Origin of the sequence: Mycobacterium sp. (assembly GCF_049647605.1) — a bacterium.
Classification (GTDB): Bacteria; Actinomycetota; Actinomycetes; order Mycobacteriales; family Mycobacteriaceae; genus Mycobacterium.
The window spans coordinates 1-25,730 of the sequence record NZ_JBARXZ010000184.1 but is presented as its reverse complement, the minus strand read 5'-3'; the positions used below and the strand labels follow the sequence as shown (position 1 = coordinate 25,730).

At 64.5% G+C, this 25,730-nt stretch carries 26 protein-coding genes and 2 pseudogenes; 12 read left to right on the top strand and 16 right to left on the bottom strand.

Features of this window, described 5'->3' with window-relative positions:
* Positions 1-6 precede the first annotated feature (6 nt).
* Positions 7-798: an SDR family NAD(P)-dependent oxidoreductase gene (locus WBB07_RS23750; protein WP_526311171.1), complete on the bottom strand. Its 792-nt coding sequence runs from the start codon at positions 796-798 to the stop codon at positions 7-9.
* 57 nt (positions 799-855) lie between these two features.
* A complete protein-coding gene (gene fadD2, locus WBB07_RS23745) occupies positions 856-2,538 on the bottom strand; it encodes a long-chain-fatty-acid--CoA ligase FadD2 (RefSeq protein WP_526311169.1) in 1,683 nt (560 codons plus the stop codon).
* Between the two features lie 67 nt (positions 2,539-2,605).
* Here fadD2 and WBB07_RS23740 point away from each other — a divergent pair, with 67 nt between their 5' ends.
* From WBB07_RS23740 to WBB07_RS23730, 3 genes are all read left to right on the top strand, one after another.
* Entirely contained in the window at positions 2,606-3,814 is a 1,209-nt protein-coding gene (locus tag WBB07_RS23740; protein WP_526311167.1) for a DNA polymerase domain-containing protein, read from the top strand.
* Positions 3,815-3,929: 115 nt separating this feature from the next.
* Positions 3,930-4,352 (top strand): STAS domain-containing protein, encoded by a 423-nt coding sequence (locus WBB07_RS23735; RefSeq protein ID WP_526311165.1) that lies wholly within the window; start codon positions 3,930-3,932, stop codon positions 4,350-4,352.
* A gap of 216 nt (positions 4,353-4,568) precedes the next feature.
* A complete protein-coding gene (locus WBB07_RS23730; RefSeq protein ID WP_526311163.1) occupies positions 4,569-5,510 on the top strand; it encodes a DUF808 domain-containing protein in 942 nt (313 codons plus the stop codon).
* 17 nt (positions 5,511-5,527) lie between these two features.
* Here the strand turns inward: WBB07_RS23730 and WBB07_RS23725 are convergent, their stop codons facing one another.
* The gene (locus WBB07_RS23725) at positions 5,528-6,421 is read right to left on the bottom strand and encodes an ArgP/LysG family DNA-binding transcriptional regulator (protein WP_526311161.1); all 894 of its coding nucleotides are present in this window, start codon (positions 6,419-6,421) and stop codon (positions 5,528-5,530) included.
* A gap of 352 nt (positions 6,422-6,773) precedes the next feature.
* Here WBB07_RS23725 and WBB07_RS23720 point away from each other — a divergent pair, with 352 nt between their 5' ends.
* Positions 6,774-7,172 (top strand): hemophore-related protein, encoded by a 399-nt coding sequence (locus WBB07_RS23720; protein WP_526311159.1) that lies wholly within the window; start codon positions 6,774-6,776, stop codon positions 7,170-7,172.
* An 86-nt stretch (positions 7,173-7,258) separates the two neighbouring features.
* Here WBB07_RS23720 and WBB07_RS23715 read toward each other — a convergent pair whose 3' ends face one another.
* The 3 genes and pseudogenes from WBB07_RS23715 to WBB07_RS23705 all read right to left on the bottom strand — a co-directional run.
* Positions 7,259-7,600 (bottom strand): WhiB family transcriptional regulator, encoded by a 342-nt coding sequence (locus WBB07_RS23715; RefSeq protein WP_526311157.1) that lies wholly within the window; start codon positions 7,598-7,600, stop codon positions 7,259-7,261.
* 115 nt (positions 7,601-7,715) lie between these two features.
* Positions 7,716-9,290, bottom strand: a complete 1,575-nt coding sequence (locus tag WBB07_RS23710) for an FAD-dependent oxidoreductase (RefSeq protein WP_526311155.1) — start codon at positions 9,288-9,290, stop codon at positions 7,716-7,718.
* A 134-nt stretch (positions 9,291-9,424) separates the two neighbouring features.
* Positions 9,425-9,694, bottom strand: a pseudogene (locus WBB07_RS23705) (DJ-1/PfpI family protein); the annotation flags it as partial.
* A 236-nt stretch (positions 9,695-9,930) separates the two neighbouring features.
* On the opposite strand from WBB07_RS23705, the gene WBB07_RS23700 reads away from it, so the two are divergent.
* Positions 9,931-10,530 carry an Rv1733c family protein gene (locus WBB07_RS23700; RefSeq protein ID WP_526311153.1) on the top strand — a complete coding sequence of 200 codons (600 nt, stop codon included), beginning with the start codon at positions 9,931-9,933 and terminating at the stop codon, positions 10,528-10,530.
* A gap of 13 nt (positions 10,531-10,543) precedes the next feature.
* On the opposite strand, the gene WBB07_RS23695 is transcribed toward WBB07_RS23700, so the two are convergent.
* Genes WBB07_RS23695 through WBB07_RS23685 form a run of 3 tightly spaced genes read right to left on the bottom strand, consistent with a single transcriptional unit; the run spans position 10,544 to position 12,463 of the window.
* Positions 10,544-11,146 (bottom strand): energy-coupling factor transporter transmembrane component T family protein, encoded by a 603-nt coding sequence (locus tag WBB07_RS23695; protein ID WP_526311151.1) that lies wholly within the window; start codon positions 11,144-11,146, stop codon positions 10,544-10,546.
* Positions 11,143-11,850 carry an energy-coupling factor ABC transporter ATP-binding protein gene (locus WBB07_RS23690; RefSeq protein ID WP_526311149.1) on the bottom strand — a complete coding sequence of 236 codons (708 nt, stop codon included), beginning with the start codon at positions 11,848-11,850 and terminating at the stop codon, positions 11,143-11,145. Before WBB07_RS23690 ends, WBB07_RS23695 begins: the two co-directional genes overlap by 4 nt.
* Positions 11,843-12,463 carry a biotin transporter BioY gene (locus tag WBB07_RS23685; protein ID WP_526311147.1) on the bottom strand — a complete coding sequence of 207 codons (621 nt, stop codon included), beginning with the start codon at positions 12,461-12,463 and terminating at the stop codon, positions 11,843-11,845. The genes WBB07_RS23690 and WBB07_RS23685 overlap by 8 nt, the downstream gene beginning before the upstream one ends.
* Before the next feature lie 252 nt (positions 12,464-12,715).
* Here WBB07_RS23685 and WBB07_RS23680 point away from each other — a divergent pair.
* Positions 12,716-13,136: pseudogene (locus WBB07_RS23680) on the top strand (hypothetical protein); the annotation flags it as partial.
* Positions 13,137-13,177: 41 nt separating this feature from the next.
* Here WBB07_RS23680 and WBB07_RS23675 read toward each other — a convergent pair.
* Positions 13,178-14,113 (bottom strand): LysR family transcriptional regulator, encoded by a 936-nt coding sequence (locus WBB07_RS23675; protein ID WP_526311145.1) that lies wholly within the window; start codon positions 14,111-14,113, stop codon positions 13,178-13,180.
* A 100-nt stretch (positions 14,114-14,213) separates the two neighbouring features.
* Here WBB07_RS23675 and WBB07_RS23670 point away from each other — a divergent pair, with 100 nt between their 5' ends.
* Both WBB07_RS23670 and WBB07_RS23665 read left to right on the top strand, forming a co-directional pair.
* Positions 14,214-14,531 (top strand): CBU_0592 family membrane protein, encoded by a 318-nt coding sequence (locus WBB07_RS23670; RefSeq protein ID WP_526311143.1) that lies wholly within the window; start codon positions 14,214-14,216, stop codon positions 14,529-14,531.
* A 38-nt stretch (positions 14,532-14,569) separates the two neighbouring features.
* On the top strand, positions 14,570-14,908 hold the full coding sequence (locus WBB07_RS23665; RefSeq protein WP_526311141.1) for a helix-turn-helix domain-containing protein: 339 nt from the start codon (positions 14,570-14,572) through the stop codon (positions 14,906-14,908).
* A 10-nt stretch (positions 14,909-14,918) separates the two neighbouring features.
* Here WBB07_RS23665 and WBB07_RS23660 read toward each other — a convergent pair whose 3' ends face one another.
* Positions 14,919-15,524, bottom strand: coding sequence for a ClpP family protease (locus tag WBB07_RS23660; RefSeq protein WP_526311139.1), 606 nt, complete (start codon positions 15,522-15,524; stop codon positions 14,919-14,921).
* A complete protein-coding gene (locus WBB07_RS23655; RefSeq protein ID WP_526311137.1) occupies positions 15,521-16,123 on the bottom strand; it encodes a ClpP family protease in 603 nt (200 codons plus the stop codon). Before WBB07_RS23655 ends, WBB07_RS23660 begins: the two co-directional genes overlap by 4 nt.
* Positions 16,124-16,291: 168 nt before the next feature.
* Between WBB07_RS23655 and WBB07_RS23650 the strand changes: the two genes are divergently transcribed.
* The gene (locus WBB07_RS23650; protein WP_526311135.1) at positions 16,292-17,386 is read left to right on the top strand and encodes an NADH:flavin oxidoreductase; all 1,095 of its coding nucleotides are present in this window, start codon (positions 16,292-16,294) and stop codon (positions 17,384-17,386) included.
* 54 nt (positions 17,387-17,440) lie between these two features.
* On the opposite strand, the gene WBB07_RS23645 is transcribed toward WBB07_RS23650, so the two are convergent.
* Positions 17,441-18,151, bottom strand: coding sequence for a TetR/AcrR family transcriptional regulator (locus tag WBB07_RS23645; RefSeq protein WP_526311133.1), 711 nt, complete (start codon positions 18,149-18,151; stop codon positions 17,441-17,443).
* A 121-nt stretch (positions 18,152-18,272) separates the two neighbouring features.
* Here WBB07_RS23645 and WBB07_RS23640 point away from each other — a divergent pair, with 121 nt between their 5' ends.
* Together WBB07_RS23640 and WBB07_RS23635 are read left to right on the top strand one after the other, a co-directional pair.
* On the top strand, positions 18,273-19,430 hold the full coding sequence (locus tag WBB07_RS23640; RefSeq protein WP_526311131.1) for an acyl-CoA dehydrogenase: 1,158 nt from the start codon (positions 18,273-18,275) through the stop codon (positions 19,428-19,430).
* A 577-nt stretch (positions 19,431-20,007) separates the two neighbouring features.
* The gene (locus WBB07_RS23635; protein WP_526311129.1) at positions 20,008-20,535 is read left to right on the top strand and encodes an Lrp/AsnC family transcriptional regulator; all 528 of its coding nucleotides are present in this window, start codon (positions 20,008-20,010) and stop codon (positions 20,533-20,535) included.
* Here the strand turns inward: WBB07_RS23635 and WBB07_RS23630 are convergent.
* The 3 genes from WBB07_RS23630 to WBB07_RS23620 all read right to left on the bottom strand — a co-directional run bounded on the left by WBB07_RS23630 (position 20,532) and on the right by WBB07_RS23620 (position 24,720).
* Complete coding sequence (locus tag WBB07_RS23630) at positions 20,532-21,971, bottom strand: amino acid permease (RefSeq protein ID WP_526311189.1); 1,440 nt, start codon at positions 21,969-21,971, stop codon at positions 20,532-20,534. The two genes, WBB07_RS23635 and WBB07_RS23630, sit on opposite strands and share 4 nt — an antisense overlap.
* A gap of 65 nt (positions 21,972-22,036) precedes the next feature.
* Positions 22,037-23,386, bottom strand: coding sequence for an oxamate carbamoyltransferase subunit AllG family protein (locus tag WBB07_RS23625; RefSeq protein ID WP_526311127.1), 1,350 nt, complete (start codon positions 23,384-23,386; stop codon positions 22,037-22,039).
* Between the two features lie 2 nt (positions 23,387-23,388).
* Positions 23,389-24,720, bottom strand: a complete 1,332-nt coding sequence (locus WBB07_RS23620; RefSeq protein ID WP_526311125.1) for a type III glutamate--ammonia ligase — start codon at positions 24,718-24,720, stop codon at positions 23,389-23,391.
* Between the two features lie 141 nt (positions 24,721-24,861).
* Between WBB07_RS23620 and WBB07_RS23615 the strand changes: the two genes are divergently transcribed.
* Positions 24,862-25,608, top strand: a complete 747-nt coding sequence (locus WBB07_RS23615; protein ID WP_526311123.1) for a gamma-glutamyl-gamma-aminobutyrate hydrolase family protein — start codon at positions 24,862-24,864, stop codon at positions 25,606-25,608.
* Positions 25,609-25,730 lie beyond the last annotated feature (122 nt).

The following is a 25,730-nucleotide window of genomic DNA, read 5'->3' as shown; positions in this document are numbered from 1 at the left end:
CCGAGCTCAGGGCACGATGGAGTCGACATAGCCGCCGTCCGCACGGACGGCGGCGCCGGTGGTGGCCGATGCCAGCGGCGAGGCCAGATAGACCACCATGTTCGCGATCTCCGCGGGCTCGATGAGCCGCTGTAGCAACGACTGCGGGCGGTGCAGTCTCATGAACTCACTCTGCGCCGCCTCCCACGTCACGGAATCGGCGTCCTGCCCCAGGAGTTGGTGGACAAATTCCTGGACACCTTCGGTGCGGGTAGGGCCGGCGATCACCGAGTTCACCGTCACCCCGGTCCCCGCTGCCTCCTTGGCGAAACCGCGGGTCACCGCCAGCAGCGCCGTCTTCGACATGCCGTAGTGCACCATCTCCACCGGTGTCACCAAGGCCGAGTCACTTGCGATCTGAATCGCTCTGCCCCAACCCTTTTCGACCATCGCCGGCAGATAGCTGCGGATCAGCCGCACCGCCGAGAGGACGTTGACATCGAAGTAGCGGCGCCACTGCTCGTCGGTGATCTCCAAGGCCGGGACGGCCTCGAAGATGCCGAGATTGTTCACCAGGACATCGACGGACGGCACCGCTTCGAGCAGCGTGGCCACCCCGTCATCGGTGGTGACATCCGCTGCCACACCCATCGCGTCGAGTTCGCCCAGCTGTCGGAGCGCCTCGTCGACGCGACCCGCGCTGCGCCCGTTCACCACCACCCGGGCACCAGCCTGGCCCAAGCCTCGGGCAATGGCCAGGCCGATGCCCTGCGTCGAGCCGGTGACGAGTGCGGTTTTCCCAGACAGGTCTATGTTCACGCAGAGGTATTACCACCGCGCGGCACGGAGTATTCCTTCTGAAGCGGTCCCGTCCACTCACTCCGGAACGACGATGTCCTTGAGCTCCCGCTTGAGGATCTTGCCGGTGGGGTTACGCGGCAGTTCGTCCAGGAAAATGACCTCGCGAGGAACCTTGTAGCGGGCCAAGTTCTCCTTCACATAGAGCTTCACCGCGTCCTCGTCGATGGTGGCGCCTTCGGCTTTGACCACAAATGCCCGCAGCCGGTGGCCCCATTCCTTGTCCTCCACCCCGAGAGCGGTGGCCTCGACGACCTCGGGATGCCCGCTGATCAGGTCCTCGATCTCGGCGGGGAAGACGTTCTCGCCGCCACAGACGATCATCTCGTCATCGCGACCGCTGACGTAGAGCAGGCCGTGCTCATCGAAATAGCCCACGTCACCGGAGGACATCAGGCCGTCGATGATGGCCTTGCCGCCACCGCCGGTGTAACCCTCGAACGGGAAGGTGTTGCCGACAAAGATCCGGCCGACGTCACCGCGCGGAACCTCCGCCCCGTTATCGTCGAACAACCGGACCTTCACGCCTTTCACGACCGGGCCGACAGTGGCCGGGTTCTTCTTGAGATCCTCGGGCCGGGCGATCGACGCAAACGCGATCTCGGTGGAGCCGTAGAGGTTGTAGACCACCGGGCCGATGTCGTTCATGGCGCGGGTGGCCAGTTCAGCACCCAGCTGTGAACCCGAGACGAACACGATCCGCAGTTTCGACAGGTCGGGCTTGGGATCGGTCTTTTCCAGTTGGTCCAGGATCCGCGACAGCATCACGGGCACCACAACCATGGCTGTGACCTGGTGCTTCTCCAGATCAGCAAGCACGGTGGCCGGCTTGAACCGGCGCCGCAGCACCAGCGTAGAGCCCAACATCATCGCGATGGTGGCGTGCAGGAAGCCCAGTGCGTGGAACATCGGCGCCGGCAGCGAGGTCACCTCACCGGCCCGGAACGGCACGTGCGACAGCACCCCACCGATCGGCGCGAGCGAGGGCGGCGTACTGCGATTGGCACCCTTCGGTGTTCCGGTGGTGCCGCTGGTCAGGATGATGATCTTGGAGTGCTTGCTCGACTTCGGCGCCTGCGTCTTGGGACTGCGCGCGATCAGTTCGGCCAGGGTCTCATCGGTGGACCCCGACGGCTCCGGCTTGTCCGGGTTCGTGGCGAGCGCCCGAAGTTTGCCCAGCGGCGGGTCGGCTGCGGAGACCGCGTCGGTGTACTCGTCGTCGTAGATGATGATCTTGGCGCCCTCACGCTCGGACACCTCTTTGATCTGCGGCCCGGAGAACTCGCTGTTGAGGAGGATCATCCGGGCTCCGACGCGGGCGGTGCCGTACAGCGCGATCAGGAACCAGCGATGATTGCGGATCAGCAATCCCACCCCGTCGCCACCTTTGACCCCCATGGCAAGCAGTCCATTGGCCACGGCATGGGCGGCGTCGTCGAGCTCTTTGAAGGTGATCTCACCGTCATCGTCGATGATCGCCGTACGGTCGGGCGTACGACGGGCATTGAGCGCCGGGATCATCCCGAACTCTCCCCACCGGCGGATATCGGCCAGCATCGCGACCATGTTCTGCGGCGGTTCGAGCTTGAACACACCGGCTTCGAACATCTTGCGGGCGTAGTGCAGTTCCGCCGAGCCACGCTCGGCGAGTTGCTGCGCTTTGGCCACCGCTTGAAAGGGCAGGGCAGTGAGGTTCGGCATGATCGCCAGCTTATGTGACAGGTGTCGCATTGCGGTCTGGAAATCGCAGCGCATCTACCATGAGGTCATGGCCGGTCCGCTGACGCTGGAAGTGGCCGGGCGCGAGGTGACCGTCACCAATCCCGACAAGATCGTCTTTCCCGAGGTATCGGTGACCAAACTCGACCTGGTCCGGTACTACCTCGCGGTTGCTGACGGAGCGCTGCGCGGGGTCGAAGACCGTCCGATGATCCTCAAGCGATTTGTCAAGGGCATCACCGAAGAGGCCGTCTTCCAGAAACGCGCGCCGGAGAAGCGCCCGGACTGGATCGATGTCGCGGAACTGAAATACGCCTCCGGCACGTCCGCAAAAGAAGCGGTGCTGGCAGAGCCTGCAGGTCTGGTGTGGGCAGTGAACCTCGGCTGCGTGGACCTGAACCCGCATCCGGTGCGCTCTGGAGACCTGGAGCATCCCGACGAGCTGCGGATCGACCTGGACCCCATGCCGGGCGTGACGTGGCAGCAGATACTCGACGTTGCCCAAGTCGCCAGGGAGGTTCTCGAGGATCACGGGCTGACCCCATGGCCGAAGACCTCCGGTTCCCGGGGTTTCCACATCTATGCCCGAATTCGCCCGCACTGGCCCTACAAACAGGTGCGGCTGGCCGCCGAGGCGGTGGCCCGCGAGGTCGAACGCCGCGCTCCCGACCTGGCCACCAGCCGGTGGTGGAAGGAGGAGCGCGAGGGCGTGTTTGTCGACTTCAACCAGAACGCCAAGGACCGCACGGTCGCCTCTGCCTATTCGGTGCGGTCCCGTCCTGACGCTCGGGTGTCGACGCCGTTGCATTGGGCGGAGGTGCCGGGGTGTTCCCCGGAGTCCTTCACGGTGACGACGGTGCCGGACCGGTTCGCCGAGATCGGCGACCCATGGGAGGGCATGGACGACGCTCCCGGAGATCTGACAAAACTGCTGACGCTGGCCGAAGAGCTGGGATCGCCGGAGCGAGCACCGAAAGGCGCCCGCAAGATGCCGCTCATCGAAGTCGCCCGCACCAAGACCAAGGACGAAGCGCTGGCGGCGCTCGAGACGTGGAAGCAGCGCCATCCCGACGCCGCGGCCCGGCTGCAGCCGATCGACGTACTGGTCGACGGGATGAGGGGGCCGAGTTCGATCTGGTATCGGATCCGGATCAACCTGCAGCACGTGCCGGAAGGCCGGCGACCGCACCAGGAAGATCTGCTCGCCGACTACTCGCCCTGGGAAAACTACTCCGGCGGACAATTTCGCAGATCGTGAAGCTTTCTTAGTGAAGCGTTAGTGCTTACTGGTGGGGACCTTACAAACGCTCACTAACGTCGGTGTCACGGGCAAAGTGATCCACACTTTGCCGATCCTCGAGGGGAGGCGCTCCATGGCTACCGCGTTCCGTTATGGCAACCCGGCCGTCCAGTGTGGTGGTGCGCAGGTCCGCTCGCAATGCCGGCAACTCGCCACCGTCGTCGCGGTGACCGGTGCTGTGACCGTAGAGAACATCGACCTGCTCACCCGCCAGGTAACTCGTTCGATCATCCGCGAAAAGCCCTACGTCCTCGACCTCACCGGTGTCACTTCCTTCACCGCGGAAGCCCTTTCGCTACTGGCTGCCGTCGATGACACCTGCCGTCGCACCGCCGATGAGTGGCTGGTCATCCCCAGCCAGTCCGTCGCCCGCGTCATGCGGCTCAATGCCTGCCAATTCGCCACTACCGCTTCGGTTCCCGACGCCCTGCAGTGCTTCTCCGACACGATGACAGAACGTCGGCAGCTGCTGCCGCTATTGGCCAAGTCGGCCTGACAACCCACAAAGGACCTGACACATGTTGATTGATCTTCGCTGGCTCGGCTACCTCATCAAGGGACGACACAAGGCCGCCCACAGCGCACACGCTCCCATCTGAACCAGATCTGCCGGCCAAGCCGGCGGTACCCGGGTTGACCGGATACCGCCGGCTTGAGTCGTCATAGGCCGTTTCACGTCGGTGTCCACAGCAGCGGCCGGTAGCCTGCTGCCATGAGCGCCGGTCTTTTTGGACTACTCGATGACGTGGCCGCGATCGCGCGGCTGGCTGCGGCGTCGGTCGACGACATCGGCGCCGCCGCGGGGCGTGCGACGGCCAAGGCCGCCGGGGTGGTCATCGACGACACCGCCGTTGCCCCGCAGTACGTGCAAGGTATCGAACCGGCCCGTGAGCTGCCGATCATCAAACGCATCGCGATCGGGTCGCTACGCAACAAATTGCTGTTCATCCTGCCGGCTGCGCTGCTGCTCAGCCAGTTCGTGCCGTGGTTGCTGACTCCGATCCTGATGCTCGGCGCGACGTACCTGTGCTACGAGGGTGCCGAGAAGGTGTGGGGAAAGATCAGTGGGCACGGCGGCCACGACACCCCGGTTGCGGTGGTCGGCGAAGACGCCGAGAAGTTCATGGTGACCGGCGCCATCCGCACCGATTTCATCCTGTCGGCCGAGATCATGGTGATCGCGCTCAACGAGGTTGCCGACCAGTCGTTCCTGCCGCGGTTGATCATCTTGGCAGTGGTGGCGGTGGTCATCACCGCGATCGTCTACGGCGTTGTCGCGGCCATCGTCAAGATGGATGACATCGGCCTTCGCCTCATCGAAGGTTCGTCCAGATTCGCGCAGAAGGTGGGCCGCGGCCTGGTCGCCGGCATGCCCAAACTGCTGGCCACTCTCTCGGTGGTGGGGACCGCCGCCATGCTGTGGGTGGGCGGGCACATTCTGCTGCTGGGAAGCGACGAGCTCGGCTGGCACCCGCCCTACGGACTGGTGCACCACTTCGAGGAATCCGTGCACCACATCGCGGGTGTCGGCGGGGTGCTGGCGTGGCTGATCAACACTGCGGCATCCGCTGTCATCGGCCTGGCCGTCGGGGCCATCGTGGTCGCGATCATGCATGTTCTACCGTTGGGACGCAACAAGAAAGCAACCCACTGAAGCAGTGCGTCGCCGCGCTACCGATGCCGGAGCGCAACCGCAGCAGCGTGCACCGCTTCAGTGAGCGAGGACACCGTTTCACTGTCGAGCCGCCAGCATTGCCAGTACAACGGGACATCGAGATGCGCGTCGACGACGCGCACGAATCTGCCGTCACGCAGCGCCTCGGCTGCCAACTGTTCCGGGAACATCCCCCAGCCCAGTCCGGCCCCCACCGCCGCGCCAAATCCTTCCGCCGTCGGGATGTAGTGCACCGGCCTGGCCACTGATCGGCGAAACACTTTGCGCACCAGCATGTCCTGCAACGCATCGTCGCGGTTCCACGCCAGCGACGGCGCCTGCGCCACCGCTTCGCTGACAAATCCCGCACCCAGGTGTTCACGCACATACTGGGCGCTGGCCACCGGGACGTAGCGCATCACCCCGAGCGCGTGTACCCGGCAGCCCGGCACTGCAGTACGTTCGGTGGTCACCGCGCCCATCGCCTCCCCCTCGCGCAGCAGCCGTGCGGAGTGGTCCTGATCCTCGATACGAATATCGAGGAGAACATCGGGCAACTCGGCCAGCACCGCGGTGAACCATGTCGCCATCGAATCCGCGTTCACCGCAATGGCAACACGGGTGCGCTGCACCGACCCGCCGGCGGTCTCCGCGAGTGCTTCGGCTTCCAACAACGCCGTTTGGGCCGCCAGCCGCAGTAACGGGACTCCGGCAGCGGTGGGCCGGCACGGCTTTTCCCGAACAACAAGGACCTGGCCGACGCGCTGCTCGAGGGCCTTGATCCGCTGGCTCACTGCCGACGGAGTGACGTGCAGGCGCTGCGCGGCGGCATCGAAACTCCCGAATTCCACCACCGCGGCCAGCGCGGTCAGTTGCTCGGCGCCGAGCCGAGTGTCGAAGTTGGCGGCCATCCCCGCATCCTCTCGCGCCACAGGCGACTCGCCGACCACAGCGGCGCCGACAGCACCGGTCACAACCCGGTCACAATCCCACTTGCAGCCCCATAAGAATTTCTGGCAAATCCTGAGAAATCTCAACCAGCCTGCAGGTTTTTCGCTGCAAGCGTACGCCCAGCAACCCATTTGCGATCTACATCACCCGGCTCGGGTGTAACACTGCGCGATTCCGGGAAATCTTGGATTCCAGCCGATTTCGGCATCCACTCTGGGTAGGTACCTTCAGATTCGGGACGGGGAACGTGAACGGGCCACCGCGGGACATCAATCCTGATTTGGCCAAATCGACTACGGAAGAGAAGTGATCATGAAGTTCAGTGGCAACTCTGCGCGTCGGCGCATCGCCGCAACTGCGGCCGGCTGCCTCTTCGGGGGCATCGCCGTGGCAACCGCCGTGGCTCCGGCAGCCTCCGCAGCTCCTGATTGCAGCCCGGCCGGAATCAACGGCACCGTCGACTCGGCAACCGTGGCAGCACAGCAGTACCTGGCCAGCCATCCGGGTGCCGGCAACGTGGTCTCAGCAGCGGTGATCCAGCCGCGGGACGTGGCAGCAGCCAATATCCGCAGCTACTTCACCGCCAACCCAACTGAGTACTACGAGCTGCGCGGCATCCTGGCACCGATCGGCGACACCCAGCGCGCGTGCAACACCACCGTGCTGCCGCCGTATCTTGCCGGCGCGTACGAAGAGTTCATCGCAGGCTGATCCACGACGAGGGCCCGTCACCGCGCAGCGCAGCGACGGGCCCTCGCCGCTGCCACAAACCGGGGCTGCCACAACCCGGGACTCGCTCACACATGGTGTGAAAGATCCTGTTGTTCAACAGTTTCACCGATCCGGTTGAGAGCGGACACCGGGCTCTCGGCCATCGCCTTGAGAGCCCGGCTACGTTCACTCGCCGTCATGGCCCCCCACACCCCGAACTGTTCGGGCACCTGCAGAGCGTGACGGCGGCAGGCGCTCAACACCGGGCAGGTACGGCACACCCTCTTGGCCTGTTCCTCACGTTCCCGGAGTGCCTGCCCACGGTGATCGTCAGGAAAGAACACGTGGGATGGGTGGGTCCGGCACCTGCCGCGCAGCTGCCAGTCCCAGTCCGATTCCAGGGCCCTGGGCTGCCGTTTCGAAGTCATCTCGCCGCAACGCTGTGTCACAACGGTGCCCCCCTACGGTCGTCGTCGGCAATCATGTGTCTTCATGGTCACGCCGATCGGCCGCCGGACATACACATCCGCTCGCGATGAATGTTTACTGCAGCGGCGAGTTCGGCCACAGCAGCCGGTCGCGAACCCTGCCGTGACCGGCGACATCCCCCGGCGCCCCGAACCAGTGCGACAGAGCCTGCCCCAGCCCCGCGCAGGCGGTATCAGCCGATTCGTCGACGGCGCCTGCCCAGGCGGCTATTCCGTCGGGCCGGATCAGCAGTCCGTCCGCGGGTCGCTGTGCGAGCCCAGCCGTGTGCAGCTGGACCAGCGGACACCACGGGTCCACCACCGCGCGAAGATCAGCGCGGTCGGCCAGATCGAGATAGACGGGGCCGCCGCTACACATGAGGTCCGCCACGCAGGCCCCAACCGAGTCCGGAATGAACCTGCCGGCCAACGGATGTGGCTCGGAGCCCGGCATCGGGTACCGGATATCGCGGCCCGCGATCATCGCCCCGACCCGGCGTCGGGCCGGCTCATCGAGGAGCAGCTCCGACACTATGGCCCGCAATGCGTCCGCAGCGGAGTCCAGGCCCCGGCGCAGCGCCACCTGAGCCCGGGTGTGCAGCAGTGTCCGCTCCCCGGCCAGATGCCGTTCATCGTGGTAACTGTCCAGCAGCCCGGCGGGCGCGGAACCGCCGATCTCGGCAGCCAACTTCCACCCGAGATTGACCGCGTCGAGCATCCCGGCATTGACGGCAACACCGCCAGAGGGAAACGCATGTGCCGCGTCACCGGCCAGCAGGACCCGCCCTGCTCGATAGGTCTGCGCATGCCGCGCTTGATAGGTGAATCTGGTCAGCCGGGTGGCGTCCGCGAGGCTGAGGTCGACACCGAAGACGCGGCGGATGCTGGCGGCAAGCTCGTCAACCGTCATCGCCACGTTGTCGTCATAGCGGGTTTCCTCGTCTTCGGCGGTGTAGAGGCCCAGGTCGCGGCCGGTGTAAGTGCTGATCGCGAAGACACCGTTGGCGGTCTGCGTGTAACCGTGACGGACCCGCCCGACACCGGCGATCTCGAAATCACCGTCGCCGCGCACCTGCACTTCGGGCGGCATGCCAACCTGGGCGAGACGGTTGACCTCCGGGTAGGTGACGCCGGGGAAGTCGATGCCGACGCCGTCGCGGACCCCGCTGCCCAGTCCGTCGCAGCCCACGAGGTACCGCGCGGTCAGCCGGTAGTGCCCGTCCGGTCGGTCCACCAGCGCCGTGACGGCCTCCTCGTCCTGACCGAACTCCGTCAGAGTGTGCTCGCGCCGAATATCTGCACCAGATTCGACGGCGCACTCTTCGAGCAGAGCCTCCATCCGTGGCTGCGGGAGCAGCAACGCCTGCATGGGCGGATCGGCGAGCGTGGTCAGGTCGACATGAAGGCCGCCGAACGGGAATCGCGGCGCGGGGCAGGGCTTGCCACTGGCGGCAACAAACCGGTCCAGCAGTCCCCGGTACCGCAGCACATCGAGGATCTGGCCGCCGAGACCACCCGCTTTGGCGATCTGTCGCGGCACAGGCAGCCGCTCCAGGACGGTGGTGCGCAGCCCGAACAACCGAACCTCGTTGGCCAGCATCAGTCCGGTCGGTCCGGCCCCCACGATGAGCACATCGGCATCGGTGTCCATCTCATCCCACTCTCGTATCCGCAGGTGATCGCTTCAGGCCAGCGATTGTGCGGCATGACCGGGGTCTTGCCGCACGCCCCCGGGTAGGCTATGAGTGAAGGTGCGGCCGCGAATGTGGTTGTGCACCATGATGTTCAGACATGGACAGGCGTGTTCGCGAACCGGTCGGTGCTGGCCTGACAGAACGCATCGAGATCCTCCGGGGACCTGCTGGTGATGAGGTTGCCGTCGATGCACACTTGCTGGTCGACCATGGTGCCTCCGACATTACGCAGGTCGGTGCGAATGCTGGGATATGACGTGACGGTCCGGTCGCGCACCACATCGGCTTCTACCAGCGCCCACGGTCCGTGGCAGATGGCAGCCACCGGCCGACCCGACTGCACAAAGTCCTTCACGAAGGCGGCCTGTCAGTGAGTTCTGCATCGGCGTCAATCCTCCCGTTCTGGATTTCCCTGCTCTCTCCGTGCTGGCTACCCGTTGCAAATGGCTCGAATCACCACTGGTGATGTGCGTTTGCCGCAGCCATGGTTGTGAGGTTCATCCCCCGTGACCTGCAGAACTGGCGCCTGCGCAGGTGCCGGTGCCAGCATGGAAACATGTTCGTAACACAGCTAGGGCGACTGTCTGAGGCGAACTGATGCGGCACACGACGTTGGTATTGCGCTGCCGATGGTTCATCGGGGCGCTGGGTCGCAACCCGCTCATCCGCGCCAGCGATCGGGTCGAAGCCCTGGCAGTGCTGATGATCGTCATGGTCGGCCTGCTGGCAGTTCCCTTCGCCAGTCAAGCAGGCGACAACGCCTACGACGCGCGCATGCGCGTCATCGATGAACAGCAGCAGACCCGGCATTCGATCGAGGCCGTCGCCGTCGCCGACAACGGCGTCACCGCCCCCGCCCGCTTCAGCCGCCCGGGCCCCGTTCACGTCGAGTGGCGTGAAGGTACCGAGGTCCGCAACGAGACGATCAGCGTGCCCACCATGGTGAAGAAGGGTGACTCGCTGACAATCTGGCTGGACAACTCCGGCAAGGTGGTATCTGCTCCGGATACGCCTCAAATGGCCGGCGCCGTCGCCGCGGGCCGCACGTGGGTGGTGTGGATCGGTACCGTCAGCGCCGCGATCTTGCTGGCCTTCGGCCTGCGATACGGCCTGGATCGCGCCCGCGCCCGGTCCTGGGAACGTGAACTGCAGTTGCTCGCCCACAATGACGACGGTTGGGCCAACCGGAACACCTGAGCGGTGCCCTGACTCAGTCGAGCCCGCGGGCAGCAAGCGCTTCAGCGAAACCATCTGCAGTGCGCAGCGCCGCAACAATCACGGGCGCGACCACAATTCGCGGCGAGAACCGCAATCCCCGGGCGCGGCGGGCTTCTTCGACCTGACGCACCGTTTCGATCATCAGCGGGATGGATCGGATGGTCAGCGCGAGCGCCATCGCCAGCTGCTCGACCGGGAGACCGATCCGCCTCAGCGGCCGCATCGCCCGCGTCATCGCGGTGAGCATATCGGTGGTCCGGGTGGTGGTGGTGACGACCGCAGCCAAAAGTACTGACAGAAGCAGGATCCCGCACACCACCAACGCGCGCCTCCAGTCGGTGAACACCATCTGGAACACGAAGATGAAGGCCACCACCCACAGCACCGGTCGCAATTGGGCCGCCAGGAGGCCAGGGCGAATCCGCGTCGCGGCGGCAACAAGGAGCACCCCGACAGCTGCCACCGCCAGGCGCAGCGGCGAGTTGACAACCATCGTCATGACGACAATCAGCGCGCCCAGCGCCAGCAGTTTGAATCCGGCCGGAAGTCGGTGCAGTGGCGAGCTTCCCGCGTGATAGTGACCGAGGACGGTCATGCCATCAACCGCCGATAGGCGGCGATGGCCGCTGCGGGTCCGTCGTCGGCCACCACCTGCCCGCCGTCGAGCACGATGACCCGATCGAAATCGTCGACCAGCTCGAGGTCATGGGTCACCACGATGAGCTGGTGGTCCAGCGCCGCGAACGCCGCGCGCAACATTCGGGTGTTTCTCAGATCCAGCAGCGTGGTGGGTTCATCGGCCACCACGAGGCGCGGCCCGGTGACCAGCACCGCCGCCAGGGCCAGCAATTGCTTCTGACCACCCGACAGCAGATGCGCGGACTGGTCTGCATGCTCGCCCAGCCGGAACCGTTCCAGGATCTGGCGTGTCCGCCGGGTTCGTTCTCCTTTGTCCAGGTCATGCCGGGACAAGGACAGTTCGATGTCCTCGGCCACGGTCGGCATCAGGATCTGACGATCCGGGTCGGTGAAGACGAACCCGACATCGCGTCTGATCTTGCGCACCGACCGGCGCGTGTCACGGCCGTGAACTCGGACAGTGCCGCTGTCCGGCAGCACCAGGCCGTTGATCATCCGCGCCAGCGTCGACTTGCCGCTGCCATTGGCGCCCAGAATGCCGATGCGATGCTCGTCGAGGCGTAGCGAAACGTCGGTCAGAACCGGCCGATCACCGAAAGAGTGACTGACTCCCTCGAAGACGACGGCACCGGGGACGTCGTTGTCGAGGGACTCAGCCATCAGCCGGTCGGGGGCGTTGCCGCCAGGGGGTGATCAGCCCAGGCCTGGCCCGGTGCACCTGTGCGGCCACCAAACCGGTGATGACCGCCTTGGCGATGTCACCAGGAATGTAGATCCCATTGGTGGACAATGCCGCCCACCAAGACAAGTCGGTCCGCAGCACCAGCCCGACCGTGCCGAAGGCATAGATCACCACCAACCCGCCGAGGATGTTGATCGCGATGCCCCAGATCACCCGGTACCGCGGCATCATCGCCGTCAGCGCACCGATGACAAGCACCGCCGGCAGCCAGCCGACAAAGAAGCCGGCCGTCGGCGAGGACAGTGACACCAGCCCGGTGCGCCCGCCGGCGAGAATCGGCAGCCCGGCGATGGCCAGGATGGCGAACAACACCACAGCCAGGGCACCTTTGCGGGCGCCGAGAATCGACCCGGCCAGCATCACGCCCAAGGTCTGCAGGGTGATCGGCACTCCGCTGGGACCGATCGTCAGCGTGCCCGGGAGCCCGAGGGCGGCGATCACCGCGGCGAAGACCGCCGCTTGCGCCAGGTCCCCCGACGTGAGGGCCAGCCGGCGCCGCTGCGCCGGCGGCATATCGGATTCCGTGTTCATTGGGGAGATTATCGCCGTCGGCTCCAGACAATCTGCACTGCGGTATGAGACGGGCGCGAGGCGCGGGCAGGGGAGGCTCCCGACATCACCGCCAGGCGTCCCGCCGATGGCTGCGAGCGAAGAAAGGTGATGGCAAATACCTGAATTGTCGAAAATGTTTATCCGAATTGCCATCCGGCAAATGTTTGACCGGCGCCGCAACCGGTTGCCGAATCAATGGCCGAACAGGCATCCCTGAATAGGACATGCGTAATGAACAGAGTTCTCTACTTCAGCCCCAACGACGTCGTTTATGAGACTCGGGCATTCAGCAGGGCAGACATTTCCGAACTCGTGCTCGACCGCGGCTTGGAGAGCTTGACCAGCGCTGGCCGCCAGTTCGACTTCTGGTTCTCGCCGATGACGCGCCGTTGTCAGCGTGTCGTCAATCGCAGCGCCACCGAACTGCTGCTCGCCACCACGCAGTTCACCCAAAACGGTGCCGCTGTTACACGGCGGGGTGGTGGTGGCGACACACGATTCCGACGGCGAACTCGATGGGCTGAGCTGGCAGCAACTCGATCTGCTGACCAAGAGCGCAAACTCCCTCAGCTGGCGGGATGCCCGGGTGCTGAGTCGGAGACTGGGGCGACTGGGCCATCCCCAACGCCGCAGCCGTTTCCCCGCGAGTCCCCGAGTCACTCGGAGAACGTCGAGCACGCCGCCCGGTGACCGTCAGGACGTGACGGTGCCGACGCCGGACTCCACCGGGATCTCGGCCACCGCGCCCAGGATCAGCCCGGAGACGGCAGTGATCAGATTCTGCGCCTGTTTACCGCGGAAGTAGCTGCGCAACACGATGCTTCGGGTCCCCAACCCCGGCACATCCAGGGTGTCCACCCCTTCGAGGAGTACCCCCTTCAAGGCCAGCAACGGGATCAGCGCCATTCCCTCGCCGGCAGCAACCAGCGCCAAAGCGGTCTGGGTGCCGTAATAGCGATGCACTATCGGCTGGTCCATGCCGGTGACCCGGCGCAGCCGCGACACCGCTTGCGCACCGGCCGATCCGGGCTCGACACCCAGCCACGGGAGCGACAGCCGTCCCAGCTCCACCGCGTCGGACACCAACGTCCCAGCGGGCACCACCAGCTTCCACGGTTCGTCGAGCACCGGCACCTCCGCCATGCCGCTCGGCAACGGCTTGGCGGGTCCACCGGCGTCCGACTCGATGATGACCGCATCCAACTCGCCGGCCTTCAGCGCGCGCAGCATCGGCTCGCGTTCAGCTTCCACAACCTCGAAATGCACGCCCGGCAACTGCCGTTTCCATTCCGCCAGCGCCGGCGCGATGACCACCGACAGGAAGCTCGCGAAGCCGCCGATCCGCATGACCCCCTGCAGTTCGGCGTCGCCGCGGTCCAGCCGGGCCTTCACTTCGAGCAGGGTCCGCTCGATGTCCTGCGCCGCCTCGGCAAGCACCAGCCCCTCAGCTGTGAGCACCGAACCCTGCGATGTTCGGGTCACCAGGACACATTCGGCTTCGCGTTCCAGCCGGGCGATCTGTTGCGACACCGCCGACGGTGTCATCTGCATCTCGTCGGCCGCGGCCAGCACTCCGCCGGCCCGCGCGACAGCAAGCAGGAATCGGAGCCTGCGAGGGTCGATTGGCATTAAGTGATGCTAAACAACCTCTGCACCAGAATTCAATTGTCATTAACCACCGCCATCGTGATAATCGACGCGACAACTTGCTCGACTCGGAGGAATGCACATGGCCGCGGCGGCACTCGGCTGGCTGGGCACGGTGGGTACTTTTGTTGCCTACCTTCTGGTTTCCCGCGGAAGACTGCACGCCAACTCGTGGCGCTACGGGTCCCTCAATGTGATCGGCGGCACCCTCGCGGGCGTCGCGGCCATCCTCTACGGGGCGTGGTTCAGCGTGGCATCCAATTTCGTGTGGGCAGCCATCGGGTTCGTGACGGTCGCCGCCGCCATTGCCCAGAAGCAACCCCGGGAACTCGCTCCCGCCGCATGCTCGTGTCGAGGCCCCCAAGACCCGGACCGGCTGTTTACGCTCGCGGCGAACTGAGTCCTGTGACGGGTCGTCGCCGGACGATGATGACGGGTATGGGCGAGGTCATCGACATCCATCGCGGGCTCCAGCGCGAGCGCGGACCCGCCGACCAACCAGAACCGCTGTGGCGGGAGGTGCTCGGCCGACGGCTGCGCACCATCCGCGAGGGCCGCGGTGACCGTCTGGTCGACGTCGCGCAACGCTCCGGGGTGTCTCCCCAATACCTCTCCGAGATCGAGCGCGGCCGCAAAGAGCCGTCCAGCGAGATGATCGCCGCAGTCAGCGGGGCACTCGGCGTCGACCTGACCCGACTGCTGGGTGGCATCTCGGCGGATCTGCGCCGCCCGTCCGCCGCTCCCCGACCGTCGCAGCCGACCCTGCTGGCGGCCTAGCTTTTTGCACTCAACCGGCCGGGATGGTGCCGCGCTCGTCGAGAACCCGATCGGCCAGTCCGTAGGCAACCGCCTGCGCGGCGTCGAACACCCGGTCGCGGTCGGTGTCGTGGCGAAGCTCGTCGACGCCACGTCCGGTGTGCCGCGCCAGGATCGCCTCGAGTTGGTTACGCACCCGCACCACCTCGTCGGCCTGCAGGATCAGATCCGGGATGGTGCCGCGCCCCTGAGCGGCCGGCTGGTGCAGTACCACCCGGCTGTGAGGCAGGACCGCCCGCCGACCCGGCGCCCCCGCGGCCAGCAGCACCGCTCCGGCGGCCACCGCCTGCCCGATGCAGATGGTGGCCACCGGAGCCTTGATGAAGCGCATGGTGTCGTAGACCGCCAGCATCGCCGACAGATCACCCCCTTCGGAGTTCACGTAGAGGCTGATCTCCTGTTCCGGGTTGTCGGCCTCCAAATGCAGCAGCTGGGCGATCAACGCATTGGCCACCCCGGAGTCGATACCTGTTCCCAGGTACACGATTCGTTCGGTGAGCAGATGCGAGTAGACATCCATGATGCGTTCACCGGTTGCGCTGCGAGCGATGACATTCGGGATGGTGTAAGCGCTCATGCGCTGATCCCGAACTGCGACTTCGACGACGGGACGATCTGGTCGAAACGTGCCACCACATGGTCGACGAACCCGTAGTCGCGCGCCTGGGCGGCAGTGAACCACCGGTCGTGCAGAGAGTCGGTGAAGATGCGGTCGATGCTCTGGCCGGTGTCCTCGGCGATCAGGCCCAGCACGGTATCGCGGGTATGACGAAGATCGTCGGCCTGCACTTCGACCTCGACCGCGGATCCAGCGATCCCCGATGAGCCCTGATGCATCAGGATGCGCGCATGCGGCAGCGCAAAACGCTTACCCGGCGTCCCGGACGACAACAGGAATTGCCCTGCGCTACATGCCAACCCGAGAGCCAGGGTGGCGACATCTCCCGGAATCAGGCGCATCACGTCACGAATCGCCAACATCGCCGGCACCGAACCACCCGGTGAATGGATCCACAGGGCGACATCCTGATCGGACTCTGCGGCCAGCGACAACAGTTGCGCCACAAGGACAGTGCCATTGTCGTCGTCGAGAGCACCGTCGAGAACCAGTACCCGTTTGCGATAGAGATCGTCGCGGAGTTGCCTGCTGAACAGCCGCTGCTTGTCATCGGTCATGTCACGACCCTGCCGCAACTCACACCCTTGGCGCCGCTCACGCTGCTCTCAGCAGAATGCCCGGATCCCTGACTCCCCGCCCGCGCGGGGCAGTGGGTGGCGGTGCTCACCCCGGCGTTGCCACGAGGTCGGGGATGAAGTCGGCGCGCACGGGTGTTGTAATTCGCCGTGGCAATCGATGACTTGTTCCAACCGCTGACCGTCCGCTCATTGACGGTGCCCAACCGGTTCGCGATGGCGCCGATGACCCGTCAGGCCTCGCCGAATGGAGTTCCCGGCCCCGACGTGGCCGAGTACTACCGGCGTCGTGCCGCCGGTGGAGTCGGGTTGATCATCACCGAAGGGGTGCGCCTGCCCGAACCGGCGGCAGGCTATCCGGCGACTATTCCGACCCTCGCCGGCGACGACGTACTGGCCGGCTGGGCGCGGGTGATCGAGGCCGTGCACGCCGAGGGCGGCACCATCGCCGCACAGCTGTGGCATCAGGGTGAGCGGCGCGACGACGCCGACGGAGTGCTCCCGGTGAGTCCGTCCGGTGTGGACGGCTCAGGTGCGCCCCGGGGCCGGGCGTTGGGTATCGACGACCTCGCCCGGGTGACCGAACTCTTCGCCGACACGGCAGCCACCGCCCGCGAGGTCGGATTCGACGCGGTAGAACTGCATGGCGCCCACGGTTATCTCCTCGACGAATTCTTTTGGGAGAAAACCAATCGCCGCACCGACAAGTACGGTGGATCACTGGCGGCGCGCACCCGTTTTCCCGCCGAGGTGGTGTCCGCGGTCCGCGGCGCTGTCGGCCCGGACTATCCGATCATCTTCCGCTTCTCCCAGTGGAAGGCCACCGACTACGCGGCGACGATCGCCGACGACCCGACGCAGCTGCAGGAACTGCTCACCCCGCTGGTGGAGGCGGGTGTCGATGCCCTGCACCCGTCCACCCGCAGGCACTATGCCCCCGCCTTCCCCGATCATGACAGCGAGTTGAGTCTGGCCGGCTGGACCAAGAAGGTCAGTGGCGTACCCGTCATCGCCGTGGGCTCCGTCGGGCTGGAAACGCAGTTCCGTAGCGAGCAGCCCGGCCAGGTCATCGCGCCCGCATCCGTCGACCGCGTGGTCGAGCAATTCGAGTCCGGAGAGTTCGACATCGTGGCGATCGGGCGCGCCTTGCTGGCCGACCCCGCCTGGGTCAATCGGGTTCGGGACGACCGACTGGCCGACTTCGGCGGATACGATCCCGAGGTGGTCCTCGCCTCGCTGCGATAACGGCAGCACGACCCCGCCCTGGCACAGATCCGAGGCGGGGCTGGTCTTCGAACGCTATCCGGCGGTGGGCGATTCACGCTGAGAGGTGACCGTTGCGCCGGCTGCCTCCAGGCTTTCGACCGCGTCCCGGAGATGCGGTAGCACCGTGCTGATGGGCTGGCTGGTGGACAAGATCACCACGGCAGAGCTCGAAGCCTCGGTACCGCGCACCACAGGCAGTGTCGCGGCCAGCGCTTCGGCCAATTCCTGTTGTGGGTGCTGCGTTTCATCACGCAGCCAGCGGCGTAGCACAAAATTGTGTGCAGCGACCACCGCGTGCGCAAAGAGCTCGGCCCGCAGTTGACCTTTTGGGTCAGGGGGTGAGCTCGTTCGCAGATGCCGCGCAAACAGCCGGACGTACCTCGACACGGTTGCGGTTTCGTAGTCACGCAGCGCCGGTACCGATCGGGTCAGCCGATACCGCGCTTGCGCCAGCTCTGCCTCGGCGAGGTAGTGATCGAACACCGAGGTCGCCACCTCGATGACCGCGGTCGGCATGGTTTCAGGTCGTGCCACCGACAGGCGTTCCTGAGCGCGCGCGAGGAGCTCATCGTGGTCGGGGAACACCAGGCCTTCCTTCGAGCCGAAGTGCCGGAACAACGTCGTTCGCCCGACGCGAGCACGTTCGGCGATGTCATCGACGGACGTTTCGGCGAACCCGCGTTCGTCGAAGAGCTCGAACGCCGCCTTGATCAATCGCTCGCGTGCCGAAACGGGAGCAGACACCGCAACCTCCTTGTGGTACTCAGTTCTGGTGTTATGGTACTCAGTACCAGACCGGCTATCGGACCGTTGCTGGTCTGCGATATCAGCTGCGCGCCGAACCGAAGAACACGAGGTGAAGACTATGGCCAATCCCGACTTCGATCTTTTCCAGCTCTCCGACGAGCACAACGAGTTGCGGGCGGCCATTCGGGCGCTCTCCGAGAAAGAGATCGAACCGCACGCGGCCGATGTCGACGAGAACGCCCGGTTCCCCAAGGAGGCGCTCGCAGCACTGACCGCGTCGGGATTCAACGCGATTCACGTACCCGAGGACTACGACGGCCAAGGCGGCGACTCGGTTGCGGCTTGCATCGTGATCGAGGAAGTCGCCCGGGTGGACGCCTCGGCATCGCTGATCCCTGCGGTCAACAAACTCGGCACCATGGGATTGATCCTCAAGGGTTCCGAGGAGCTCAAACGGCAAGTGCTGCCGTCGGTCGCCTCCGGAGAGTCGATGGCCTCCTATGCATTGTCCGAGCGTGAAGCCGGCTCCGATGCGGCATCCATGAAGACCCGAGCCAAAGCCGAGGGCGACAGCTGGGTGCTCAACGGCACCAAATGCTGGGTCACCAACGGAGGCCAATCCAGTTGGTACACCGTGATGGCGGTGACCGACCCGGACAAGGGCGCCAATGGGATCTCCGCGTTCATGGTGCACCTGGATGACCCCGGATTCACGGCAGGTCCGCTGGAGAAGAAGCTGGGCATCAAGGGATCTCCCACAGCCGAGCTCTATTTCGAGAACTGCACCATCCCGGCAGACCGGATCATCGGCGAACCCGGCACCGGGTTCAAGACCGCCCTCGAGACGCTCGACCACACCCGACCCACGATCGGCGCGCAGGCGGTCGGCATCGCACAGGGCGCCCTCGACCAGGCCATCGCCTACACCAAGGACCGCAAGCAATTCGGTAAGTCGATCTCGTCGTTCCAGGGTGTGGAGTTCATGCTCGCCGACATGGCGATGAAGATCGAAGCGGCACGACTGATGGTCTACACCTCCGCGGCCCGCGCCGAGCGCGGCGAAAAGAACCTCGGTTTCATCTCCGCCGCGGCGAAGTGCTTCGCCTCCGATGTGGCGATGGAAGTCACCACCGACGCTGTGCAGCTCTTCGGTGGCGCCGGATACACCCGCGACTTCCCCGTCGAACGGATGCTGCGCGACGCCAAGATCACCCAGATCTACGAGGGCACCAACCAGATCCAGCGTGTCGTGATGTCCCGCGCCCTGCTGCGCTGACCTTCACGCCCGGTACCCGTGACACGACGTATCGCTGCCCGCGGTGCGGGCCAACGATCCTGGGGAAACTTCTTCTGGCATGGGCTCGTTTCCGGGCGTAAAATCGATGGCACGACGGGTTCGGGAGTGACTGATCCAAAGAGTCGGCGTAGAGATGAAAGCCGACCGCGTGAGAGATAATGAGACGCGCTCATGTCCTCCCGAACCCGCCCTTTTTCTTCTCCGGCGACGAGTAGCCGGGCCGGCAGTCGCCGCGACGAGATGCTGCGCATCGCGCTTGCCACCACGTCGCCGGGTCCGTCCGGTTCACTTCTACTTCGCGAGTTCTCGGGGCCTCTGCCCACGTTGCACCGGGGCGCCCCTCGATGGCCGGATCACCGCTGGGCTTCGAGTCGAATGCGGTTCAGCTACACCAGATTCTGGCGGCCGAGCTGCACGCGCACAGCAACGGTGGAAACTGGCCGCGGCAACCAGCGGACGCCGGAACCAGTCGACGCCCCCGCTCACGCCAACTATTCGTAGATAAGTCCGGCAGTGCCCTCGCGGGCATTTCAGCCGACTGTTTATTCTGGGAGTTGTGAGCGCAACGCGAAAGCAAATACGCCGATCCGAGCCCGGGCAGCAGCGCGCGGTAACCGATTCCATGGATTCTGTCAATTTCGATGAGACGGATAAGCAGATTGTTCGGCTCCTGAGCGTCAACGGCCGCGCGAGCAATGTTGAAATCGCAAAAGCGATCGGTGTCACCGAGACCACGGTCCGAAAGCGCGTAGCACGACTTCTTTCCACCGGCGCCATGGAGATCGTTGCCATTCCGAGCCCCGCGCTGGCTGGCCTGAATCTGTCCGCCATCATCGGAATAACGGCCGAGATCACCGCCTTGAAATCGATCTGCAAGAAGCTGGCCGCCATTCCTGAAGTGCGGTTTTGTGGCTATTCCACCGGCCGTCACGATCTGATCATCGAGGCCTTCTTTTCGGACCATTCCCACGTACTGAACTTCACCACCGATGTACTCGGCGCAATGGAGGGAATTACACACGTTGAAACCTCGATGATCCTCAAGACCGAGAAGTTCTCTTTCGACTCCGAGGCAATTTCCTAAGCGGAAGGGTTTCCCGTTGAATCATCCTGGTCAGCCACGTAGACATTTGTCCGGGTCAATTGCTGGTATCGCGCCGGGTTCCTCGATCGCAATACATAGGTGCGCGCCACTCCGACGATCACCAGCAACGGTAGGCTGACCAGCAGCGCCGTATTGACATAACCCGTTTGTCCGGAAAGCAGACTGAAGTTCTCCGCCACCAAGTAGGACGCGACACCGAGACCAATCAGGCTGATGGATGGCGCTATGAGCGTGCTCCAAATCGACAGTCCGTGCCCACGGTTGCGAATGTTGAAGTACACAACGATCGCGGCCGAGCACGCTGTCTGCAGCAATATCACCGCCAACACGCCCGTCGACACCAGAGGAAGGAAGAAGCCCAGATATACGTCGCTGGTCCCGATGGCCACAAATCCGAGTATCACTGCGACGGTGGCGGCCACCTGAATCTGGTTCGCCCGGTAGGGCGACCCATGTACCGGGTGAAGCCTGGAGGAAGCGGTAGGCAGGATGCCCTCGCGCCCCAGCGTGTGAAGGTAGCGAATCGCGGTGTTGTGAAACGCCAGAGCTGACGCGAAGGCGCTGGTGACAAGCAGTATCTCAGTGACGACCACCGCCGGCTGCCCTACATAGCTGGCCAACGCTGAGAACACCAGACCGACCGGGTCCTCGGTTGCGGCCGCTGATATCTCGGACTTTCCAAATGCGGTGAAGATGATCCAGGCCATGAAGGTGTAGAAGATCCCCAGAAAGCCAACTGCCAGATAAATTGCACGGGGGATCGTCTTCGCCGGCTCCCGGGATTCCTCGGCATATATCGCCGTCGATTCGAATCCGAGGAAGGCGCCGAACACGATGGCGAACATGGCACCTGCGCCACCGCCGGCGAACACGGCCGCGGGAGTGAAGGAGCTGAAGTCGAAACCTTCCGGTCCTCCGTCGAGCAAGACCGGAACTGCGAGGACCAGCAGTATCGCGGCTTCGGCGATCAGCGCCACTCCAAGGACGCGCGCACTCAACGAGATCTGGCGATGCCCTAGCAGGCCGACCACTACCAGTGCCACGAAAGCCCAGACCCACCATGCGATTCCGATGCCAAAAATGTTCTTGACGGCGGATGAGGCAAACACGCCAACCACTACCATCTCGGCCATGGCTATCGCCGAATAGGCCACCAGCGCCAGCAGCGCCGCCCCGCCTCCGGCCGGGCGGCCGAAAGCCTGACCGATATAGGCGTAGAAAGCCCCGGCGTTGGGGATGCGCAACGCCATGCGGGTCAACCCGACCGCGAAGAACAGGATGACCAGACTGGCGATGAGCTGGGCACCAGGCGCTCCGATACCGCCGACGCTGAAGGCGACCGGAGTGTAGCCCGCCACCACCAGCAGTGGCCCTGCCGCGGCAACCACAAAGAAGGCCAACTCCAAAGGGCCCATACCTTTTTGCCCTGGTTGGTCGCCCCGCGCTTGCTTCAACGGCTTGGACGCCGACTCTGGTGTGGTCATCTCCGCCCCTCCTCGCCACTCATGGCGTTCGGAGACGCCGCCGAATCAGAGGCACAGTCATGAGCTGCGCGGTAGGCATCGAAGGCGTTCTGAAAGGCCTCGAGGTCCGGAATGAGCAGTCCCGCACCGATTTGCCCGCCGCCACGGCCGGCAAGCCCGCCGTCGATCATGGGTGTGCGGCGCCACTTCAGGACTTCGACCACGTCGATGCCGACGGGGCTACCGCGGAAGTCGAGGGCCGGGATCCGAAAATCAGGGTGTTCGGCCACCGCAATCTCATACATAGCGCAGTTGTTGTCACGCATTTGCTCGTATGAACCTCCCTGGTATGCCTGCAGAGCCGGCGCGGCGGCCTGCGCAAAACCTCCGAGGCCGACGACCTCGGTGAAGCAGCTCTCCCCGCCGATCCACTCAGCGTCGTCGGGACCGAAGTCGTCGAAGAATCGACCGTCGAGCTGAGGATGGGCGCCGGTGAACCACTGGTCACCCATTCCGCTGACCCTTATCGCAAACGACTGGCAATTGACCACCATCCCGGTGACCAAGCTGCTTGCGGCCACTCCGTGTGCAGCGTCGGCCATTGCCTTGGCAGCGGCCATGCTCATCCGGAGGAATGTGTAGTCGTTGTCCCGGAAGAACGCTGCGACTTGCGCCACCGCGTCAGCTTTCGACGTGCCCATCAGCTGCGTGAAGGCCGGCGTCAACTCCCGCTCGAAAAGCAACGTGCCCGCCGTGTTTCGGCTGTGCAGCTCATCGCCGAGGCGCAACGCGCGGGCCATCATCGGCTTGAGCGGGATCGGCCCGGTCAGCTTGAGGGCGTCGGCGAGTACCGGACCCATGGTGGCTTCCAGCCACTGCAGCCCGGCCCGCACCTCTTCGTCGTAGGCGCCATAGTTCAACTTGTACCGGCTCTGGCCTTCGTACAGATTGCAGAACGACTTGCCACCGAAGGTCCGCTCTTCGACGACGAGGACCGGCATGGAAGCTGTGTAGATCCCGGCGACCGATCCGACGCACTGATGCTGTTGGGTGCTGCGAACCGTGATCTGCCCAGCAGCGATTGCCGTTTCTGCGCCCTGCACTGAATCTGCCAGGCCCTCGTAGACCGCTGCATTGAGCACGGATCTGCGTTGCCCACCGGTGTACTCCTCCCATCGCAGCGGTGCACCCGAGGTCAAAATCGTTGCGTCAGTCATGCCCGGCACGACGTCGCGCGCGGGCGCGACGTCGACCAGGTATGGATCCGCGGTGAGCATCCGCTCGACGGCCAGCGCGTTCGCCTCCCGCCGGCGAGTATCTGATTCAGCTGTGAGCATGGCGATGTGCATTTCGGTGTCGGTAGTCATCGTCACACCCTCTGCATGTACTTGCGGGTCTCCCAGTCCGTCACCACGGACCCGTACTCGCGACACTCGCGCATCATGTAGTCGACGTATGTCCGGTGGAACTCCTTGCCGAAGCAGCTTTGGGCAAGATCGTCGGTCTCGAACGCCGAGAGCGCCTGCTCGAACGAGGTCGGCAGCGCCAGGTCCCGCAGATCGGCCGGGTCCATTTGATAGGTGTCGACGTTGATCGGCTCGCCCGGATCGATCTTGCCCTCGATACCGTCCAGCCCGGCCGCGAGCACCATGGCGATTCCCAGGTAGTAGTTCACCGCCGCGTCCGCGGTGCGTACCTCCAGGCAGTGCCTGTTAACCGGCATCCGGCACATCAGGGTTCTGTTGTTCTCGCCCCACGCCCGGTAGATCGGCGCCCATGACATCTCATCCATGTAGCCCTTGCTGGTGAATCTCTTGTAGGAGTTTATAGTTGGGCACGTCACCGCGGTGATGGCATCACCGTGCGCCAAGACGCCTCCGGTGAACAGCCGGGACAGCTCACTGTAGCTGCCGTCCGCGGCCCTGAACGCATTCTTGCCGGTCGATTCATCAGCGAGACTGATGTTGATGTGAGCGGCTGAGCCGAAGTCATCCTGGAACGGCTTGGGCATGAAGGTCGCGATGCAGCCCTGTTCGCGGGCGACGTGCTTGGCCATCAGCCGGAAAAGCACCATCCGGTCGGCCATTGTCAGCGCATCGGCGTAGTCGAAGTTGAACTCGTACTGTCCGTCACCGCCCTCATGATCGAAGGAGTAAAGGCCCCAACCGAGTTCGTTCATGTACTGCGCCATGGGATCGAGGAATGGCTGCGCGAGAATGGTCGCCTCGACATCGTAGCCACGGGTGGGCTCATTCAGTCGGTCACTGGGAACCAATGGCTCCCAGCCAGTTTCGGTTTCGCGCACCACGTAGAATTCGGGTTCGATACCTACGTTGGCGACAAAACCCATCTCAGCCGCGCGCTCGACCTGCCGAAGAAGCAGATTTCGCGAATCCTGTTCGTATCGGTTCTCGTTGAGCTTGAGAGTGGCCGGCGCGAGCGCGACCTCCCGATTCCACGGCAGGACCACCAGACGGTCGAGATCTGGGATGCCCTGGCACTCATCCTCGTGGGGCCCCAACTCGCCCATCCCCTCCAGTGCGCCAACGGTGTAGAGCTCCGACCCTTTTGCCATCGATGGCAGCGACCCGACGGGGACGCACTTGCTCTTGGGAACGCCGTGGATGTCGACGTAGAAGCCGAACACGTACTTCACTCCCTGGTCCGCAAGCGTCCTGGTCAGATCCTCAATTGATGTCATTACTCTCCTCGTGTTCGATTTCCAGCAGTCAAGCACCAAGCTAGTTCGAATGCAAGCATTGATTAGCCGTTTCTGAATCGAATATCGTCTGCCCGTCTCGCCGTCAGCGATGACTTCGACCGGACCAGGAGTCCACACCGTATGACCCACACACCCCTGATCGCACTGACCTTCGACCCCAACGAACTCGACAAATACGTGCTGTGGCCATTCGCATTTCAAGGCATCACCGCTGCGGGGGCAACGCCGATCGCCGTGCAGACGGCCCTGCCACACCCACGGTTGACGTCGCTCCTCGATCGGGCGGATGGCCTGATAGTCGGTGGAGGGGTCGACGTCGACCCCTCCCGCTATGGCGGCGACACCTCCGACCCACTGATCGACGCCCCTGACCCGCAGCGAGACGAGCTGGAGATTGCACTGATGGCCACGGCGCAGAAGTCCGGCAAACCAGTGCTTGCCATATGCCGGGGAGCGCAGCTGCTCAACGTCGCGCACGGCGGCACCCTCATCGGCGATCTACGCCGGGACCGGCCTACTGCCGTCACGCATCGGCACACCGAAGCGGGGCTGGCACATCCCCTCCACATGGTCTCCGTCGACGACAACTCACTGCTGAGTACCTGGATGGGCAGCGCCTGCGATATCAACGTGAACAGCCAGCATCACCAGGGCATCCGCCGGGTCGGTGAAGGACTCCGCGTCACCGCACGGGCCGACGACGGCCTCGTAGAAGGAATCGAGGTTCCCGGCGAAGTGGTTGTGGGCGTGCAGTGGCATCCCGAGCTACTTTGGCGCACCGATGGCCATGCAATGAATCTGCTTCGCGGATTTGTCAACGAATGCCGCGTCCGCGCAACGCCCCTCAGCGCAGGCTCGACACGCTAGTGGTGTGTCACGCAAATAGCTAACTGCATGTTCGGTATTCTTCGTGGGTGAGCGCATCACCAGCAGCGGCCCTGTCGATGACGGCGGCCGAGCGTGAGACTTTGGAGACGCTGGAGCGGTCG